General features: G+C 68.3%; 13 protein-coding genes and 1 pseudogene. 4 read left to right on the forward strand and 10 right to left on the reverse strand.

Translation table 11 applies throughout. The features are described from left to right. Nucleotide 1: 1 nt before the first annotated feature. The 3 genes from OG735_RS31690 to OG735_RS31700 form a co-directional block, all read right to left on the reverse strand. Nucleotides 2–1,264: a cytochrome P450 family protein gene (locus tag OG735_RS31690; RefSeq protein ID WP_327326549.1), complete on the reverse strand. Its 1,263-nt coding sequence runs from the start codon at nucleotides 1,262–1,264 to the stop codon at nucleotides 2–4. Between the two features lie 32 nt (nucleotides 1,265–1,296). Next, nucleotides 1,297–2,121 (reverse strand): methyltransferase domain-containing protein, encoded by an 825-nt coding sequence (locus tag OG735_RS31695; protein ID WP_327326550.1) that lies wholly within the window; start codon nucleotides 2,119–2,121, stop codon nucleotides 1,297–1,299. Nucleotides 2,122–2,521: 400 nt separating this feature from the next. After that, nucleotides 2,522–3,073 (reverse strand): EF-hand domain-containing protein, encoded by a 552-nt coding sequence (locus tag OG735_RS31700; RefSeq protein ID WP_327326551.1) that lies wholly within the window; start codon nucleotides 3,071–3,073, stop codon nucleotides 2,522–2,524. Between the two features lie 451 nt (nucleotides 3,074–3,524). Here OG735_RS31700 and OG735_RS31705 point away from each other — a divergent pair, with 451 nt between their 5' ends. Then, complete coding sequence (locus OG735_RS31705) at nucleotides 3,525–4,376, forward strand: SDR family oxidoreductase (protein WP_327326552.1); 852 nt, start codon at nucleotides 3,525–3,527, stop codon at nucleotides 4,374–4,376. 45 nt (nucleotides 4,377–4,421) lie between these two features. Here the strand turns inward: OG735_RS31705 and OG735_RS42075 are convergent. After that, nucleotides 4,422–4,537: pseudogene (locus OG735_RS42075) on the reverse strand (DUF317 domain-containing protein); the annotation flags it as partial. A gap of 432 nt (nucleotides 4,538–4,969) precedes the next feature. Continuing rightward, nucleotides 4,970–5,335 carry a hypothetical protein gene (locus tag OG735_RS31715; protein WP_327326553.1) on the reverse strand — a complete coding sequence of 122 codons (366 nt, stop codon included), beginning with the start codon at nucleotides 5,333–5,335 and terminating at the stop codon, nucleotides 4,970–4,972. Between the two features lie 312 nt (nucleotides 5,336–5,647). On the opposite strand from OG735_RS31715, the gene OG735_RS31720 reads away from it, so the two are divergent. Beyond that, entirely contained in the window at nucleotides 5,648–9,661 is a 4,014-nt protein-coding gene (locus OG735_RS31720; RefSeq protein ID WP_442812633.1) for a molybdopterin-dependent oxidoreductase, read from the forward strand. 384 nt (nucleotides 9,662–10,045) lie between these two features. On the opposite strand, the gene OG735_RS31725 is transcribed toward OG735_RS31720, so the two are convergent. Together OG735_RS31725 and OG735_RS31730 are read right to left on the reverse strand one after the other, a co-directional pair. Beyond that, entirely contained in the window at nucleotides 10,046–10,441 is a 396-nt protein-coding gene (locus OG735_RS31725) for a TOBE domain-containing protein (RefSeq protein ID WP_327326554.1), read from the reverse strand. Nucleotides 10,442–10,633: 192 nt separating this feature from the next. Beyond that, the gene (locus tag OG735_RS31730; protein WP_327326555.1) at nucleotides 10,634–11,302 is read right to left on the reverse strand and encodes a TetR/AcrR family transcriptional regulator; all 669 of its coding nucleotides are present in this window, start codon (nucleotides 11,300–11,302) and stop codon (nucleotides 10,634–10,636) included. 64 nt (nucleotides 11,303–11,366) lie between these two features. Here OG735_RS31730 and OG735_RS31735 point away from each other — a divergent pair, with 64 nt between their 5' ends. Beyond that, complete coding sequence (locus tag OG735_RS31735) at nucleotides 11,367–12,896, forward strand: monooxygenase (RefSeq protein ID WP_327326556.1); 1,530 nt, start codon at nucleotides 11,367–11,369, stop codon at nucleotides 12,894–12,896. Between the two features lie 516 nt (nucleotides 12,897–13,412). Here OG735_RS31735 and OG735_RS31740 read toward each other — a convergent pair. The 3 genes from OG735_RS31740 to OG735_RS31750 are packed head-to-tail and all read right to left on the reverse strand — an operon-like array spanning nucleotide 13,413 to nucleotide 15,081. After that, entirely contained in the window at nucleotides 13,413–14,570 is a 1,158-nt protein-coding gene (locus tag OG735_RS31740) for a sensor histidine kinase (RefSeq protein WP_327326557.1), read from the reverse strand. A 47-nt stretch (nucleotides 14,571–14,617) separates the two neighbouring features. After that, a complete protein-coding gene (locus OG735_RS31745) occupies nucleotides 14,618–14,800 on the reverse strand; it encodes a hypothetical protein (RefSeq protein ID WP_327326558.1) in 183 nt (60 codons plus the stop codon). Next, nucleotides 14,797–15,081: a hypothetical protein gene (locus OG735_RS31750; RefSeq protein WP_327326559.1), complete on the reverse strand. Its 285-nt coding sequence runs from the start codon at nucleotides 15,079–15,081 to the stop codon at nucleotides 14,797–14,799. Before OG735_RS31750 ends, OG735_RS31745 begins: the two co-directional genes overlap by 4 nt. 250 nt (nucleotides 15,082–15,331) lie before the next feature. Here OG735_RS31750 and OG735_RS31755 point away from each other — a divergent pair, with 250 nt between their 5' ends. Beyond that, nucleotides 15,332–16,051, forward strand: coding sequence for a response regulator transcription factor (locus OG735_RS31755; RefSeq protein ID WP_327326560.1), 720 nt, complete (start codon nucleotides 15,332–15,334; stop codon nucleotides 16,049–16,051). Nucleotides 16,052–16,442 lie beyond the last annotated feature (391 nt).

A 16,442-nucleotide genomic window follows, 5' to 3' on the forward strand; every position in this document is an offset into this window, starting at 1 on the left:
TTCAACTGTTGGGGTTTCCTTCGAGCCGTACAGGGATCTCTCGGTGCCCGTTGAAGATGAGGGAAGGCAGCGGAGACAGACAGTCGAGTCCTACGGCGAGTTCGAGAGTGGGGAACCGGGAGAAGAGCGCGGACAGAGCGATGCGGCCTTCGAGACGGGCGAGTTCGGCGCCCAGGCAGTAGGTCGGGCCGTGGCTGAAAGCCAGGTGCTCACGGGCGGTGGCGCGGGTGATGTCGAAGAGCTCGGCGTCTTCACCGTGGACCCCAGGGTCACGGCCGACCGCAGCGTAGTTGATGACGAGGGCCTCGCCCCGCGAGAACGTCAGCCCGGTCGCCTCGTCGTACAGGTCCTCGGTAGGGAAGCGCATCATGAAGTTGGCCACCGGAGCCTGGTGGCGCAGGGTTTCCTCCACGACCTGGTCCCAGCCGACCCGGCCCGACATGGCCAGGTCCAGCTGGGCCGGGCGCGTGAGCAGGTTGACCACGGCGTGGTCCAGCAGGTTCGCCGTGGTCCCATAGCCGGCGCCGAGCACCATCCAGATGTTGTCGGCCAGCTCCCGCTCATTGAGCCGGCCCTCGCGGTGGGCGCCGACCAAAGCGCTGGCGATGTCGTCGCCGGGACGCTCGGTCTTGATTACGAGTAGGTCCGCGAGGAGCTGTGCCGCCTCGGCTGCGGTGGCGTCGGCCTGCTCGGCACTCAGATTTGTGGTGAAGACAGTGTCGTTGACGGCCTGGAATCTGTCGTGCATGACCTCTGGCAGGCCGACCAGTGCGGTGACCGTCAGCCAAGGCAGCCGCGAGGCGAAGTGCTTCCGCAGGTCCACCACTCCGCCGGGAGCGGCGGCAGCCGCATCCGCAAGGTCGTCCAGCAGCGCGGCGGTGGTCTTCTCGATCCACGGAGCGAGCGCCCGTACGCGGCGGGCGGTGAACGCGGGGACCAATGGATGGCGCAGTCGGCTGTGATCGGGTCCGTAGGCGGTCTGGACGGTGCGGATGTCGACCCAGATCCGCAGCGGCCAGTCGGCGGGAAGGTCACCATTAACGAAGGCGGGCCAGTGCCGGTGGGCGTCCTTGGATACCCAGGGGTGGATCAATAACCGCCGGACAAGGCCCGGGTCGGTGACCGACCATGCCGGTACGCCACCGGGCAGCTCGACCCGGGCGGCGGGCCCCAGAGCACGCAGCGCCGCTGCTTCGCCGTGGACGTCCGCGGCGCTGCCGTCCAAGCGGTAGGGGCAGCGGTTCCGGAAGGGCAGAGAGGACATGGGTGTAGGACCTCGGCGGCACCAGTCGGGACTCAAGGGCGAACGGCGGTCAGGAGTCCGTACCGCAGCTGTGGGACCGCACCGAAGAACCACTCGCCGAGGTCGGCCGCTGTTTCCATTTCGCGCGCCTCCTGGCCATCGAGATCGCGTGCGGCATTCCGCCAGCCGCAGATCATGCTGTCGTAGCACCGCCGGACGTTCTCGGTGATGTCGGTGTAGTCCGCCACCTCCAGGCCGGCCTCCCGCAGCAGCTTCCGGTATACGTCAGTACTCAGCGAGAACTTGAAGAAGGCGTACGCGTCGGCCATGCGGGCGGCGTCCGGGAGAGCGAGCTCACCTTCGAGGCTGTGCTCGGCGATGACCAGCCGCCCACCAGGACGCAGGACCCGTGCGATGTGGCCGATGGCCGCCCCCTTGTCCTTCATGTGCATCAAGGACTCGATGGCGTACGCGCCGTCGAACGACTCGTCCGGGAGGGGAAGTTCCATGGCATCGGACAACTGGAACGTGGCCCGTCCGGGAAGCTCCGGCGGCTGCGGACGGCTGTTGGCCAGTTCGACCTGGTAGTCGCTGACACTGACCCCGGTGATCCGCACGGCATGGTGCGCGACGATGCGCGCCGCGGTGCTCCCGTGTCCACAGCCCACGTCGAGCAGGTGCTGGCCCTCGACCGGGGCGAGGCGTTCGGCGACGAGGTCCGTCAGCCGGTCGGTCGCCACCTGCATGGGGCTGTCGTCCGCTTCGTCATCCCAGTAGCCGACGTGGATGTTTCCGCCGAGCGCATGGTCGTAGACATCCGTGTGGCGGTTGTAGAAGGTCCCCACTTCGCCGGAGGTGTGGGGGGGTTGCGTCAGCATGACGTGGCCTTTCACGGTGCGTTGAGTCGTTCGCTGGGGTCGTGGACGCGTCCGGCCAGCCCACGCGAAAGCTCCTGCGACGAAGCGGGGGCAAACATATTCAATAAGTAAAAGCAGGCAGTTGAGACGGGGCCGCGAACGGCGGGTTCATCCGATCCCCCGGACATACCGTCCGCTGACCCAAAATCACCGCTGAAGAAGCCCTTCGGGGGGCGCTACTGAACACCAAAGGGCGGTACTGCAACCGCACTCGGAGAGCTACCGCCGATAGGGGGTATACGCCACACAGTGACCTGGCCCCCGGACGTGATCGCCCCGCCACCCAGGTGCTATTACGGCGCATTGCTCAGCCGGGCCCATTCCGGGAACGCGATTGCAGTACCAGCTCACGCGGATCCGCTCACACACGCCCGAAGAACAGGCTGCCCGGCGCATCCGGGTCGTTCGAGAGGAAGTGCTCGCGCACCGCGCGGATGAACTCGTGGCGCGAGATCGCGCCGTCTCCATCGGTGTCCAGCTTGGTGAACATGTCCATCGCGTCGGGCGCGTCGCTCTTCCACACGTCCCTCAGGAACCGCGCGAACTCGTCCTTGCTGATCTCGTTGTCGCCGTCGACGTCGATGACGTCGAAGATCGCGTGGCCGCCGCCCTCGGTCACGTTGAGCCGGCTGGTGTCGATCACCGCAAGGCGGTTGGCCGTAACGAACTGGTCCTTCGTGAGCCGGTCCCCGTCGACGCCAGCGTGACGGAGCAGCTCCAGCCAGTAGATCTGGCAGAAGGACTGGAGCGCCCTGGCTCGGCGGTCGTCCTTGGCAAGCTTGTACGCCGTGATGTAGCGGTCGGCGAGCTTCTGATAGTCCGTCCAATCCAGGTAGCCGTCCTGGTTGGCATCCATGGTCTCGAACGTGCGCTCGAGCTTGATAGTGATGACGTCCTGCGCCGCAGCGGTCACGTGTCCTCCTTGAGGGGAATGTCGCAATCACCATCTCTTGACCCATGAAATGGGACAACTTGACGAAAGGTTCCTGTTCTTCCTTTTCATCCGTTCGGACGCACTCGCCTGTGGAACGCATTTGCCGCGGCGGACCACCGTGCCTGGCGCGCTCGGTCAACCGCGTGTGCGCCATCGGTCGGCAGGACGTCGCGGCGCGATTGGTCTCCGGTCGTCCTCCCATGCGAGTTCATCGCGAGCCTTTCCTACGGCGCCCTCGACTCTGGGATGGCAAATACCGACTACAGGCGGAGAGACCCGAAACCGTTCGGTTGTCATGGGGGTTATCACGGCGAGCAGGCGCAGCGACTCGCCGACGGATGGCTGGCGCGGTCCTGTCTGCCTCCAAGTCCTGAACTGGAGTGAACAAGTGTCGAAATCGTCGGGTCCGACGTCACCCGCAGGCCGGTCCGTGCTGATCACCGGAACCTCATCCGGACTGGGGGAAGCCTGCGCGCTGCACATGTCCCGGGTGGGCTTCCACGTCATCGCCGGAGTCCGCCGGCCCGAGCACGGAGAACGGCTGCAAGGAGCCGCCACCGGACGGCTGACCCCGGTGATCATGGACGTGACGGACGAGAAGTCAGTCAAGGCGGCCGTGCACGAGGTCACCGAGCTGACCGGTGAGGCGGGGCTGTGGGGGCTGGTCAACAACGCGGGCATCGCGGTCACGGCTCCGCTGGAGTGCGTGCCGATGGAGCTGATGCACCGGCAGCTCGACATCAATGTGATCGGTCAATTGCAGGTGACCCAGGGGTTCCTGCCGCTGCTGCGAGCCGGCGCTGGGCGGGTCGTCAACATTTCCTCGGGCCTCGGGAACGTCGCTCTCCCCTTTCTCGGTGCCTACGCCGCTTCTCAGTTCGCCAAGGAGGCGATCAGCGACACGATGCGCCGCGAGCTCGCTCCGCAGCGGATCCCTGTCGTGGTGATTCAGCCGGGCGCCGTCCTGACCCCGCTCTGGGGCAAGATGTCCGGCGAGGGCAACCGGGCACTGGACGGCGTCCCGGAGCCGGTCCAGGAGCTTTACCGCCACCCGTTCCAGCAGTTCATGAAGGACAACGAGACCTCGGCCCGGACCAGCCGCACGACCCCCGACGACGTCGCCCGGGTGATCTTCCGCGCGCTCGTCGCCCAGCGGCCCAAAACCCGCTACACCGTCGGCCGAGACGCAACCGGCAGTCGCGTGCTGGCCAGGCTGATGCCCGACCGGGCGTTGGACCGGATCTTCGGCGGATCATCAGCCTGGACACACCTCAGGAGCTGACGAACCTCTTCACGAGGCCGGACCACCTGATCGCAGCCCGCCCTGTCAGCCGGCCGGGGCACGCAGGAGTCGACCCTGTGTGTATCGGGCAATACTCACCGCAGAACTGGTGCGGTGGAGCTGAGGGAGGCTGCGAACGTGGCGACGAGGTCGTGCGACACGCGGTTCCGAAGATTGCGGCTCGGCCAACCCCAGAGCGGCGCTCATCCGAGGCTCGATGTCGGCGATCACCCCGGACTTTGGCGGGGCTGGCCTCCGTGTTGGCCGTGACGCTCGTTTGACGCTCGGGGCCCCAAGTTGTCGCCTCCCGACCCGAGAACCCGGTCCTGACCTGCGGTTTCTTCGGCCTCGCTCTCTGTGACGTCTTCCCTATGACGCATCACGTGGAGTGCGTGGCGATCCTTGAGCCTGCCACAAAGGGTGCCTGACCTGCTGTTTTAGGTCGTGTGCGCGATGTGTGCTGTGGGCGACCCGTCAGCGGGCCAGGACTGCCAGTGCCAGGAAGTGGGCCTCGGCGTCGTACTCCGGCAGGTGCCAGCCGGCTGTCCGGAGTGCCGGCTCCAGGTTCGGTCGGGCCAGTGGGGCGTCGGGGCTCAGCGGGCGGCCGTGGCGGGCGGCGCGTTCCGCGCGGCCGGAGGGGTGAAAGAGCGCCAAGATGCCGTCGGCGGCTGTGACGCGGGCCCACTCCTGCAGGGCGGCACCGGGGTCTGGCAGGTGACCGCGGCCGGGGCGGCCCGCAGCAGTGCCAGTTCCGCATCGCGCGTGGGGAACCCGTTGTCGCTGTACGCCGACATCGGCCCGCCCATCACCACCAGCGCCTCGACCCCGGAGAGGCCGTCCGGCAGGGGATCGCCCTCCCATACCCGGCACAGTCGCGTGCGCAGCCCTGCCCACTCCAGCGCCGTGGCGATCGCATAGGGGGCCTCGCCGGGCACGTGTTGCACGACTACGACGCTCATTGCGCCATCCCTCGTCTGCCCGATCAACAGATGCATCCTGCATGGCGTGAATACGCGGCACATGCAAAAGCGTGCCGCAGTTTCACTTCGCACATGCACGATTCTGCTCATCTCACAGTGCTGGTCCAGCGGGTGTGTGACGGGCGTTACCGCCCATGATCGGCCGAGGTCACATCGGCGTAATGGGCATTTCGTACCGTCGGGGGGGCACGATCCGATCCACAGGGAGGCCACCCGGTGACCACACAGGAGTCGCGGACCGGTAGCGCCCAGGTGCGGACGGTCTGCTCGTACTGCGGTGTGGGCTGCGGGATGGTCCTCGACATCGCGTCCGGTCCCGACGGTCGCCGCAAGGTCCTCAAGGCATCGGGCGACAAGGCACACCCGGCCAACTTCGGTCGGCTCTGCACCAAGGGCGCGACAACGGCCGACATGCTCGCCGCCCCCGGCCGGCTGACCACCGCACTCGTGCGCACCGAGCGCGAGGCTGAGCCGATATCCGCTGGTGTGGACGAGGCGATCACCAGCACGGCGCAGAGGCTGCGGACGATCATCGACGAGCATGGGCCCGACGCCTTCGCGCTCTACGTGTCCGGGCAGATGAGCCTGGAGGCGCAGTACCTGGCGAACAAGCTGGCCAAGGGCTTCGTCCGCACCAATCAGATCGAGTCCAACTCCCGGCTGTGCATGGCGAGCGCGGGCACCGGTTACAAGCTCTCCCTCGGCGCCGACGGCCCGCCGGGTTCGTATCAGGATTTCGAGAAGGCGGACGTCTTCTTCGTCATCGGCTCCAACATGGCGGACTGCCATCCGATCCTGTTCCTGCGACTGATGGAACGGGTGAAGGCGGGCGCCAGGCTGATCGTCGTCGACCCGCGGCGCAGCGCCACCGCGGACAAGGCCGACCTCTTCCTGCAGATCAGGCCCGGCACGGATCTGGCGCTGCTGAACGGACTGCTGCACCTCCTGTACGAGAACGGGCACACGAACCCCGCCTTCATCGCCGAGCGCACCGAGGGCTGGGAGGCGATGCCGGAATTCCTCGCGGACTACCCGCCCGCGACGGTCGCCGGGATCACCGGCATCCCGGAGGCGGACATCCGCCGGGCGGCGGAGTGGATCGGCGCGGCGGGGGAGTGGATGAGCTGCTGGACCATGGGGCTCAACCAGTCCACCCATGGCACCTGGAACACCAATGCCCTGATCAATCTGCACCTGGCGACCGGCGCGATATGCCGCCCTGGCAGCGGCCCCTTCTCGCTCACAGGTCAGCCCAACGCGATGGGCGGGCGGGAGATGGGCTATATGGGGCCGGGGCTGCCCGGTCAGCGGTCGGTGCTTGTGGATGAGGACCGCGCCTTCGTCGAGGAGTTGTGGGACCTCGAGCCCGGCACCGTACGCAAGGACGGATCGGGCAAGGGCACCGTCGAGATGTTCCAGCGGATGGCGGACGGCGAGATCAAAGCCTGCTGGATCATCTGCACCAACCCGGTCGCCTCGGTCGCCAACCGCAGAACCGTCATCGAAGGGTTGGAGCGGGCCGAACTCGTCATCACTCAGGATGTGTTCGCCGACACCGAGACCAACGCCTACGCCGACGTCGTGCTGCCCGGCGCCCTGTGGACCGAGGCCGAGGGCGTACTGATCAACAGCGAGCGCAATCTCACCCTCGCTCAGCTGGCTGTGGACCCGCCGGGGGAGGCGCTCGCGGACTGGCGGATCATCGCGCGTATCGCCTGCGAGATGGGCTACGAGCATGCCTTCTCCTACGACAGCGCCGAGCAGATCTTCGAGGAGATCAAGCGCGCCGCGAATCCGAAGACCGGCTATGACCTGCGCGGTGTGACGTACGAGCGGCTGCGCACCACACCTGTCCAGTGGCCTGCCGCGTCCGTCGACGGCCCGGACCGCAACCCGATCCGCTATCTGGATGAGGACGGCGGTCCGGTGTTCCCGACGGCGAGCGGTCGCGCGGTCTTCTTCGCCCGTCCGCACATTCCGGCTGCCGAAATGCCCGACGACGACTACCCGTTCGTCCTCAACACCGGGCGGCTCCAGCATCAATGGCACACCCTCACCAAGACCGCAAAGGTCGCGAAGCTCAACAAGCTGAACCCGACGCCGTTCGTCGAGTTGCATCCGGAGGACGCCGAACGGCTGGGGATCGGGGAGGGTGACTCGGTCGAGATCGCGTCCCGGCGCGGCCGGGCCGTGCTGCCGGCCGTGCTGACGGACCGGGTGCGGCCGGGGTGCTGCTTCGCACCGTTCCACTGGAACGACCTGTTCGGGGAGTACCTGAGTGTCAATGCGGTGACGAGCGACGCCGTCGATCCGATCTCCTTCCAGCCCGAGTTCAAGGTGTGCGCGGTGACGCTGGCGAAGGTCGCCACTCCGGTAGCGATCGCTCCGGCGCCCGTTGCCGCCCCTGCTGAGGAGTCGGCCGCGATCGTGCCGACCGCCGTCCAGCCCGGCGCGGCAGCCGTCTTCGGGCTGGAGAGCACGCCACCACCGGTGCTCGCCGAGCACGAACGTCAGTACCTGGTCGGCTTCCTGGCCGGACTGGAATCAGGCGCTCCTGGCGTTCCCGTGCTGCCGGCCGGTGCGCCGTTCAGCGAGGAGCACGCGCGGTGGGTGAACGGTGTCCTCGCCGGCATGTACTCGCGCGCCCCGCAGACCACAGCGGAATCGACGACGACGCAGGCCACTTCTCAGGGCCGTGAGGTGGTGGTGCTGTGGGCCTCGCAGACCGGCAATGCCGAGGAGTTCGCCGTCGCCGCCGCCGACCGACTCACCGCAACCGGACACCGTGCCGAGCTCGTCGGCATGGACGACGCGGACCCGCGCGCCCTCCCTCCCGCTGCCGACCTGCTGTTGATCACCAGTACCTTCGGCGACGGCGACGCGCCCGACAACGGGTCCGGGTTCTGGGACGCGCTGACCGCTGCCGACATCCCGCCCATGGACGGCAGGCGGTACGCGGTCCTGGCCTTCGGCGACTCGTCGTACGACGACTTCTGCGGCCACGGCCGACGCCTGGACCAGCGTCTGGACGAGCTGGGGGCCGTACGCCTGGCCCCGCGCACCGACTGCGAACCCGACTACGAGCCCTCCGCCCACGCATGGCTCGACCAGGTCCTCACCAACCTCACCGCGCAGCCGGCGAGCGACGCGGCCCCGGCCCCGGCTGCCGCACCTGTCCGCAGCGCCAAGCAGCCCCCCGCCGCAGCCCGGCTGACCGGCAACCGGCTTCTCAGCCTCCCCGGCGCGGGCAAGGAGGTCCGCCGGTTCACCTTCGACACGAGCGACAGCGGGACTCCGCTTGCCTACGAGGCCGGTGACGCTCTCGGCGTGCACCCCGTCAACTGCCCTGATCTCGTGACCGAATGGCTGGCCGTCACCGGTCTCGACCCTGCCGCCGCTGTCGACGTCGCCGACATCGGCGAGATCCCCCTGACCGACGCGTTTCACCGGCACCTGGACATCACCAAGCTCACCCCGGCCCTGCTGGGCTTCATCACCGAGCGCACCGGCGACCGCGACCTGAAGAAGATGCTGCGCCCCGACAACAAGGGCGAGCTCGCCCGGTGGTCCTGGGGCCGCCAGGCCGTAGACGTCATTACCGAGCACCCCGTGCGCGCCACACCGCAAGAGTGGGCAGACGTCCTCAAACGCCTGCAGCCCCGCCTGTACTCGATATCCTCCAGCCCGCTCACCGACCCCCACCAGGTGTCACTGACGGTCTCCGTAGTCCGGTACGAGAACCTGAGCGGCCGCCTCCGCAAGGGCGTGTGCTCGCCGTTCCTCGCCGATGCCACGGATGACGCCACGGTGCCGATCTTCGTCCAGCGCTCCCCGCACTTCCGGCCTCCGGCGGACCCCGACACCCCGATGGTGATGGTCGGCCCCGGGACCGGAGTGGCTCCCTTCATCGGCTTCCTCGAGGAACGCCGAGCCCGTGGCCACCGAGCCCCCAGCTGGCTCTTCTTCGGCGAACAGCACCGCGCCACCGACTTCTACTACGAGGACGAGCTGACCGCCTTCCTCGCCGACGGCACCCTCACCCGCCTCGACACAGCCTTCTCGCGCGACCAGCGCGCCAAGATCTATGTCCAGGACCGGATGCGCGAACACGGTCCCCAGCTCTGGTCCTGGCTCCAGGACGGCGCACACTTCTCCGTCTGCGGCGATGCCGCTCGGATGGCCAAGGACGTCGACCAGGCGCTGCGCGACATCGCCGTCACCCACGGCGGGCTCGACCAGGACGCGGCGGCTCTGTACGTCAAGCAGCTCGCCGCCGACAAGCGGTATGTCCGCGACGTCTACTGAGCCGTGATGGTCGAGCAGGAGTGGGCTCCGAGCGGCGGTCAAGGCCCCAGCAACTGCCTGTCCCAGACACCCTGGTGAATCGGGTAGAGGATGAGCACCCTTGCAGGAGGGCGGCCGTGGGGGTCCACCGTGGAGAGCGTCATGGCGTGCAGCGCCCGCACCCAGGCCCTTACCGCTGCCGGCAGCCACTCGACGAACAGTCCGAGTCGTTCCTGTGGCTCATACTGTGGCCTGCCGTCCCGAGGCGATACGCCCCTCAGGCAGCGGGCACGCGAGGCAGCGGGCACGCGCCGATCCAGATGGTGGTGATCGCGCTGATGTACCGCCTCGACCACAAGCTCGACCCGCGTGCCGCGTTGCTCTGCCGCTGACACGTCTCGCTGGTCACGCGAGGTCGATGTGGACGTTCGTCGACTTCACCCTCGCCGTGACGGTGACTCCGACGTCGATGCCGAGTTCCTCGACGGATTCCCGGGTCACCAGCGAGACCAGCCGGTGCGGACCGGACTGGATCTCCACCTGGGCGGCCACATCGTCGACGCGTACGGCGGTCACGATCCCGGCGAACGAGTTGCGCACGGAGGTGGATACAGCGTCCGATACCGGATGCATGCCCGCGGCCCGCTCCTTCGCGAACGCCGCCAGGCTCACGCCGTCGATCACCCGGTTGCCCGAGCCGTCCCGGTCCATGCGCAGCCGCCCGCCGTCCGCCCACCGGCGAACGGTCTCCGAACTCACACCCAGCAGCCCTGCTGCCTGCCCAATGCTGTACGACGGCACACCCGCACTCTAGGCCAGTGCGTGCCGGCAGCGGCCGCTGAGACGGCCGACGGGAGCGGGCTTCTCTCTGGGCAAACCAAGATCGTGGTGGGCGGCCCACCACTGGCGGAAGTGCGGCTCCTGCACCGACAGTTCGCCCGACGTGCGGCCGGATCTCCGACCTGTGGGGCCGCGAGCCGGCCTTCGCGGAGGTCAGCGCTGCTGTCGCAGGGCGTGCAGCCCCTCGATGAGCAGGCGCAGACCGAACTCGAAGTGGGCGGTGAAGTCCGTGCTGGTGAGCACGGGCAGGGTGGCCGTGAGGTGCGGGTACGACCCGGCCGCCACGGCGTCGCGCAGGCGACCCGGGTCTGCGGGGGCCTCTGCGTCCGGTTCCAGAGCGGCTTGCTCTTCCAGGGTGTGGCCGACGGTGAAATTGGCCACCGCCATCAGGGCGCGCGCCGCGTCCGCATCGTCGAAGCCGGCTTCACGCAGGACGCCGATCGCGGTGTCGGCGAAGTGCAGGGTGTGCGCCCCGGTCGAGTGCGTGCCGGCGAAGACGCGGGCGCCGTCGCGGTGGGCGAGCAGCGCTGTACGCATCGCTCCGGCCAGGTCGGCCAGCCGCTCGCTCCAGTCTCCGCCGACGGGACCCCTTGGCGCGCTCACGTCGGAGAGCATCCGCTCCGCCATCGCGGTCAGCAGGTCCTGCTTGGTGGCGAAGTAGCGGTAGAGCGCGCCGGCTTGGACGCCCATCGCATCAGCCAGACGCCGCATGGTCAGCGCGTCGAGCCCGGCCTTGTCCAGCAGGTCCAGGGCTGTCTCGACGGTGCGCGCCCGGTCCAGCCGTGCGGGGCGCCCACGTGTGGGGGTTGACGGGTTGCTCATGCGCGCCATTATAGTGAACACCGTTCACGTGAACGCTGTTCACTAAATGGTGGAGGTCATTCTGATGGACACCGACGTGCTTGTCGTGGGTGCGGGCCCGACCGGGCTGATGCTCGCCTGCGAGCTGGCGCTGGCGGGCGTACGGACCCGGATCGTGGAGCGGCGCACCGAGCCGCAGCGTGATTCACGGGCGCTGACCCTGCACCCGCGCAGTGTGGAACTGATGGACATGAGGGGTCTCGCGCCCCGCTTCCTCGCTTTCGGAAAGCCGGTGCCGGGCTGGCACTTCGCCGGCCTCGACACCCGGCTGGACTTCGCCGCGCTCGACTCCCGCCACGGCTATACCCTCTTCCTGGCCCAGGCCCGCACCGAGGCGCTGCTGGAGGAGCGGGCGGGCGAGCTGGACGTCCGCATCAGCCGCGGATACGAGATCACCGGGCTGCGCCAGGACGCCACTGGCGTCGAGGCGGAGGTGCGCGGGCCCGGCGGTGCCGTCGACACCGTACGGGCGCAGTACGCGGTCGGCTGCGACGGCGGGCGCAGCCTGGTGCGGCAGGTCGCCGGCATCGGCTTCCCGGGCACCGACGAGACACTGACCGGCATGCTCGGGGACTTCGCGGACGTCGACGCAGATCCTGCCGTCCTTGCTGCCGCACGGGCCCGTGGCGTGCTGGTCGTCCCGCTGGAGGGCGGGCTCACCCGGTTCGTCTGCATCGATCCGGAGCGGATGCGGATCCCGGCCGGGCAGCCGGTGTCCTTGGAGGAGTTCCGTACCTCGCTGACGCGGATCTGCGGCTCCGACTGCGGGGTCGCGCGGCCGCGCTGGCTTTCGCGCTTCGGCAATGCCACCCGCCTTGCCGCCGCCTATCGGTCCGGCCGCATCCTGCTCGCCGGGGACGCCGCCCACATTCATTTCCCCGCGGCCGGTCAGGGACTGAACACAGGCCTCCAGGACGCCATGAATCTGGGCTGGAAGCTGGCCGCCACCGTCAACGGCTGGGCTCCGCCCGGGCTCCTCGACACATACGACGCCGAACGCCGCCCCGTCGGGCAGGCGGTCACCGAGAACACCGAAGTCCAGACCCTGCTCGCCGAGTTGACCCTCGTACCGCAATACCAGGTGCCCGCCGTCGCCCTGCGCAGGCTCCTCGACGAACTCCTGTCCCTCGAGGACGTCAACCGACTGCTCGCGGGACGGGTCTCCGCGCTGAGCACCTTCTACCCGCCCGTGACCGCCGACGCTGACCCGCTGGTGGGACGGCGGGTGCCCGACATAGGTCTGACCGCCGTCGGTTCGGAGGCGATACGCGTCTACGAACTGCTGCCCCGGGGCCGCTTCGTCCTCCTCGACCTCGCCGGGGACGCGAATCTGCCGCAGGACCTCGCGCCCGGATGGCGCTCACGGGTCACTGCTCATGCCGTCACGAAGCACGACGAACACGCGGACCTGCACGGCGTGACCGAAGTGCTCGTCCGCCCCGACGGGCACATCGCCTGGTCCACCCGCGCCACCGATGCCGACATCCGCAGTTCGGAGCGGATCGCCGCACTGGCCGCATGGGCAGGCCCACCCGCGGGAGGCGACGTCTCATGACCGTGGCCCGCATCAACACCCGTCCGCGACCTGCCCTTCCGGCCGGATCAGCCAGATCGTCAGCGTCGAGGACACCCGGCTCGCGCATCTGGGGGCGGTCCGGCATCGGTTGACCGGCCCCCGGGAGCCGACGGAGGACGTGGCACCGGGCGCTGGGGGTGATGCAGATGACGAACAAGCCCAGCGCGAGGAACGTCATGCCCAAGACGAAGGCGACGATGATGCCGAAGCGGCGACCAACGAGCGTTGTGGAGTGTCCAGGCGGACGGACGCCGGTTTTCTGTTGCCGGACGGGTCAGTCGTGCGAGTGGTGCCCGGGGCGGAACATGGTCTCGATACCCTGGCGGCGTTCGCCGAGGACCCGCTCGCCTCCGACTCCACGTAACTGCCCACGCCCAAGGGTGTTCCACGGTCGTCAGGCCAAGTTCCGCCCCGGGCAAGATCGATTCAGGGCCGCCTTGCGTCCGGCGGCTTGGAACCCGCGGCGGCGAGATGCGACGAAGCCCGGTCAGCGCGTCACTCGGGTACTTCGGCCGTCACGGCCCAACGCGTGTCGCCGTCCAGGCGGTTCGCCACGAGCGAGCCGCCGACGAGAGCCAGGCGCTCCCGCATACCTGTGAGGCCGTACCCGGGCGCATGGTCCGGATCGGGGAGACTCGAGGTCGGGGTGGCGTTCTCCACGGTGAGCCGCAGTGCGTCCGCGCGGTACTCCACCGTCACCCCGACGGTCTCCCCGGGGGCGTGCTTGGCGGCGTTGGTCAATGCCTCGCGCGCCGTCTGCACCAGCGAGACCGTGGCCGCGGGCGAGATCGGCCGAAGCTCGCCCAGGATGTCCATGTGGACCTCGCTGGGATGGTTGGAGCGGTGCTGCACAGCGAGGCTCTTCAGCGCTTCGGGGAGCGAAGGCACATCTCCACGCAGGGCGGCCACCGCGTTGCGGGCTTCTATCAGGCCCTCGTCCGCCAGCCGGTTGGACCGGCGCACCCGGGTCAGGGCACCGGCTGCGTCGCCCTTCTCGATCAGCGCGGTGGCGACCTTGAGCTGGACGCTCAGCGCGCCCAGCGAGTGCGCGAGCACATCGTGCATCTCCCTTGCGATCCTGCTGCGTTCACCCAGTGCCGCGGCCCGCGCCTGCTCCTGCTGGATGAGCTGGTTCTGTGCCAGCAGTTGCTCGGCCTGCTTGGCTCGGCCCTCGTACTGGCGCCGGTTGAGGCCGAACAGCGTCAGCACAAGAGCGAGCATCGTGTAGCCGAGTACGTCGGTGAGCGGCTGCCCGGCCAGCGCGCAACTGATCCAGATGGCCACCAGGCACGCGCATGTCACCACCGTGAGCATGCGCGCGGAGGAGGTGATCATCGAGGTGAATCTCCCGAGCAGTACGCCCAGCATGATCACAGCGGTCGAGTCGTCGGAGAACCCCACGACCAGGGCGGGCAGCAGCGCGCTCAACGCCAGCATGGAACTGGCGGCCTCGGGCCGGACGGGATGCAGGACCATGAACAGGGTCCAGCACAGAAGGCTCGCGGCGTACACACCCCAGATCCAGAGGGTGTCCTCCCTGGCCGTCACCATGGCCACGACGAGCACGGCCGTGCCGAGGAACTGCACCACCAGCCAGGCAGGTGCGAGCCGGTCCACGATGCGCCAACTACCGCGTGCGGGTGCCTTGTTCACCTTGCTCCAACGATGTCGTGCGGTGGCCGTGAGTGATGCGGGCAAGCCTATTTGGTGCCCGTTCTCCGATAGATGATGATCATGGCCGTCAGCACGAGAATAGCTGCTGCCACCACGATGCCCATTTTCCACAGACGGTCCAGCAGCACATCGAAGAGGATGTCTCCCGCCTTCTCACCCCCTGACTGACCGGCCATGACCGTCTGTGCTGTCTGGATCGTCCGACTCATGTGCGGCCACCGCCCTTGGTGATGCGGTCCAGGGCCGAGAGAACCCCTCGGCGCCCCGGGGTCGGACGGTCGGTGGGCGGGCCCGCGGCCCGCTGGGCGCGTAGCTGATTCCGCACGACGGCCTCCACGCGCCTTCTGACGGCGGCGAGTTGGCCGCCGCGCTTGAGAACGATCAGAATCGTGAAGGCGATGATCACAAGTACGGAGACGGCGGCGACGATCAGGGCGAAGCGAATCAACAGAATGGTCATGACCGTATCGAGGTCCAGGGCCAGGCTCATGTGCGTTCCTTCCGGGGAATGCCCAGAGGGTAGGAACGAGAACCCTTCGGCGGGCCCACCCTGTGGTGGAGATCCGGGCGGAGATCCTCGTCTCTGTGCGTTGCGGCCTGGTCGGTGACGCTCCCCGCGGTCACACACAGTGCCGAACCGCTCTGCGGGTTGCGGGTAGGTTGGGTCGGGAAAGGAGAGCGGGGAACGCCTGGTTGGGCGATCGCGCTCGGATCGCAGAGGTGTGTGGGGGGTTGCCGGCGTGGACGCTGAGCCCGGATCGGCGCGGATTCGCGTACTGGTCGTGGATGATCAGCAGATCGTTCGTGAAGGTCTGGTGTCGTTGCTCGATCTGATGGACGACATCGAGGTGGTGGGAGACGCAGCCGACGGCGCGGAGGCGGTTCGCCTGGTCGGCGTGACCTCACCCCAGGTGGTGCTCATGGATCTACGCATGCCGGGAATGGGCGGTGCGGAGGCCACGAGGAAGATTCTCTCCGAACACCCGGACGTGGCCGTGCTGGTGCTGTCGACCTTCGCTGACGACGAGTCCCTGGTCGCCGCGCTGAACGCCGGGGCGTGCGGCTATCTGACGAAGGACGCCAATCAGGAGCAGATCGCGGTGGCCATCCGCAGCTCCGCCCATGGCCAGTCCACCTTCGACCCGGCGGTGACCCGTCGGCTGGCCGCGGCGCTCAGCGTGCCCGCAGCCCCCGCGGCCGCCACGAAACAGGCCCAACAGCCGCCGCCCGCCGTGGCCCCGGCCCGGCGCCGGGTCAACCCCGACGGCCTGACCGGCCGGGAAGTCGATGTGCTCAAGCTGATCGCCCAGGGCCTGAGCAATGGGGAGATCGCCTCGTCACTCTTCATCGAGGAGACGACGGTCAAGACGCACATCAACAACGCGTTCGCCAAGATCAACGCGCGCAATCGGGCCGATGCCGTGCGCTACGCCTATCAGCAGGGGCTGGCTCAACCCTGAGCCGCACGGCCGGGGTGCGCACATCCGGTAACACGCCGATGCTGTTCCACGTCGGGTACACCGGTCACTGCTGGGGCCGCCCGCGGGTTGCTGTCCCGGGCAGCGTTCTGCCTGCCATGGGAAAGCCGTTGGCACCCCGAACCCCTACTGTCTGAGGTTCATTTGAGGTTTGCGGGCCCGGGGGATGGGCATGGCGTAAATCACGTTGGCAATCAATCGGCGTCGCCCGAGGCGGCGTACCCCTCGTGGAACTCGGCCTTTGCGCCCCCGGGCCCGTATGTCAACCCCATTGCCGGGCGGCTCAACCCCTCGTCGCGGCCGCGCAGCCCCTAAATAGGGGTACCCCCTACTTTCATCAAGCTGTCTACTATTGCTGCCATCGGCGGGTACG

Source organism: Streptomyces sp. NBC_01210 (genome assembly GCF_036010325.1).
GTDB lineage: Bacteria > Actinomycetota > Actinomycetes > Streptomycetales > Streptomycetaceae > Streptomyces.

Bases quoted from the DNA above. Each gene is read 5' to 3' on its own strand.
- OG735_RS31735 (WP_327326556.1), top strand. From the start codon at position 11,367: ATGGACACCGACGTGCTTGTCGTGGGTGCGGGCCCGACCGGGCTGATG.
- OG735_RS31690 (WP_327326549.1), bottom strand. From the start codon at position 1,264: ATGTCCTCTCTGCCCTTCCGGAACCGCTGCCCCTACCGCTTGGACGGC.
- OG735_RS31695 (WP_327326550.1), bottom strand. From the start codon at position 2,121: ATGCTGACGCAACCCCCCCACACCTCCGGCGAAGTGGGGACCTTCTAC.
- OG735_RS31715 (WP_327326553.1), bottom strand. From the start codon at position 5,335: ATGAGCGTCGTAGTCGTGCAACACGTGCCCGGCGAGGCCCCCTATGCG.
- OG735_RS31745 (WP_327326558.1), bottom strand. From the start codon at position 14,800: ATGAGTCGGACGATCCAGACAGCACAGACGGTCATGGCCGGTCAGTCA.
- OG735_RS31720 (WP_442812633.1), top strand. From the start codon at position 5,648: ATGGTCCTCGACATCGCGTCCGGTCCCGACGGTCGCCGCAAGGTCCTC.
- OG735_RS31750 (WP_327326559.1), bottom strand. From the start codon at position 15,081: ATGAGCCTGGCCCTGGACCTCGATACGGTCATGACCATTCTGTTGATT.
- OG735_RS31730 (WP_327326555.1), bottom strand. From the start codon at position 11,302: ATGAGCAACCCGTCAACCCCCACACGTGGGCGCCCCGCACGGCTGGAC.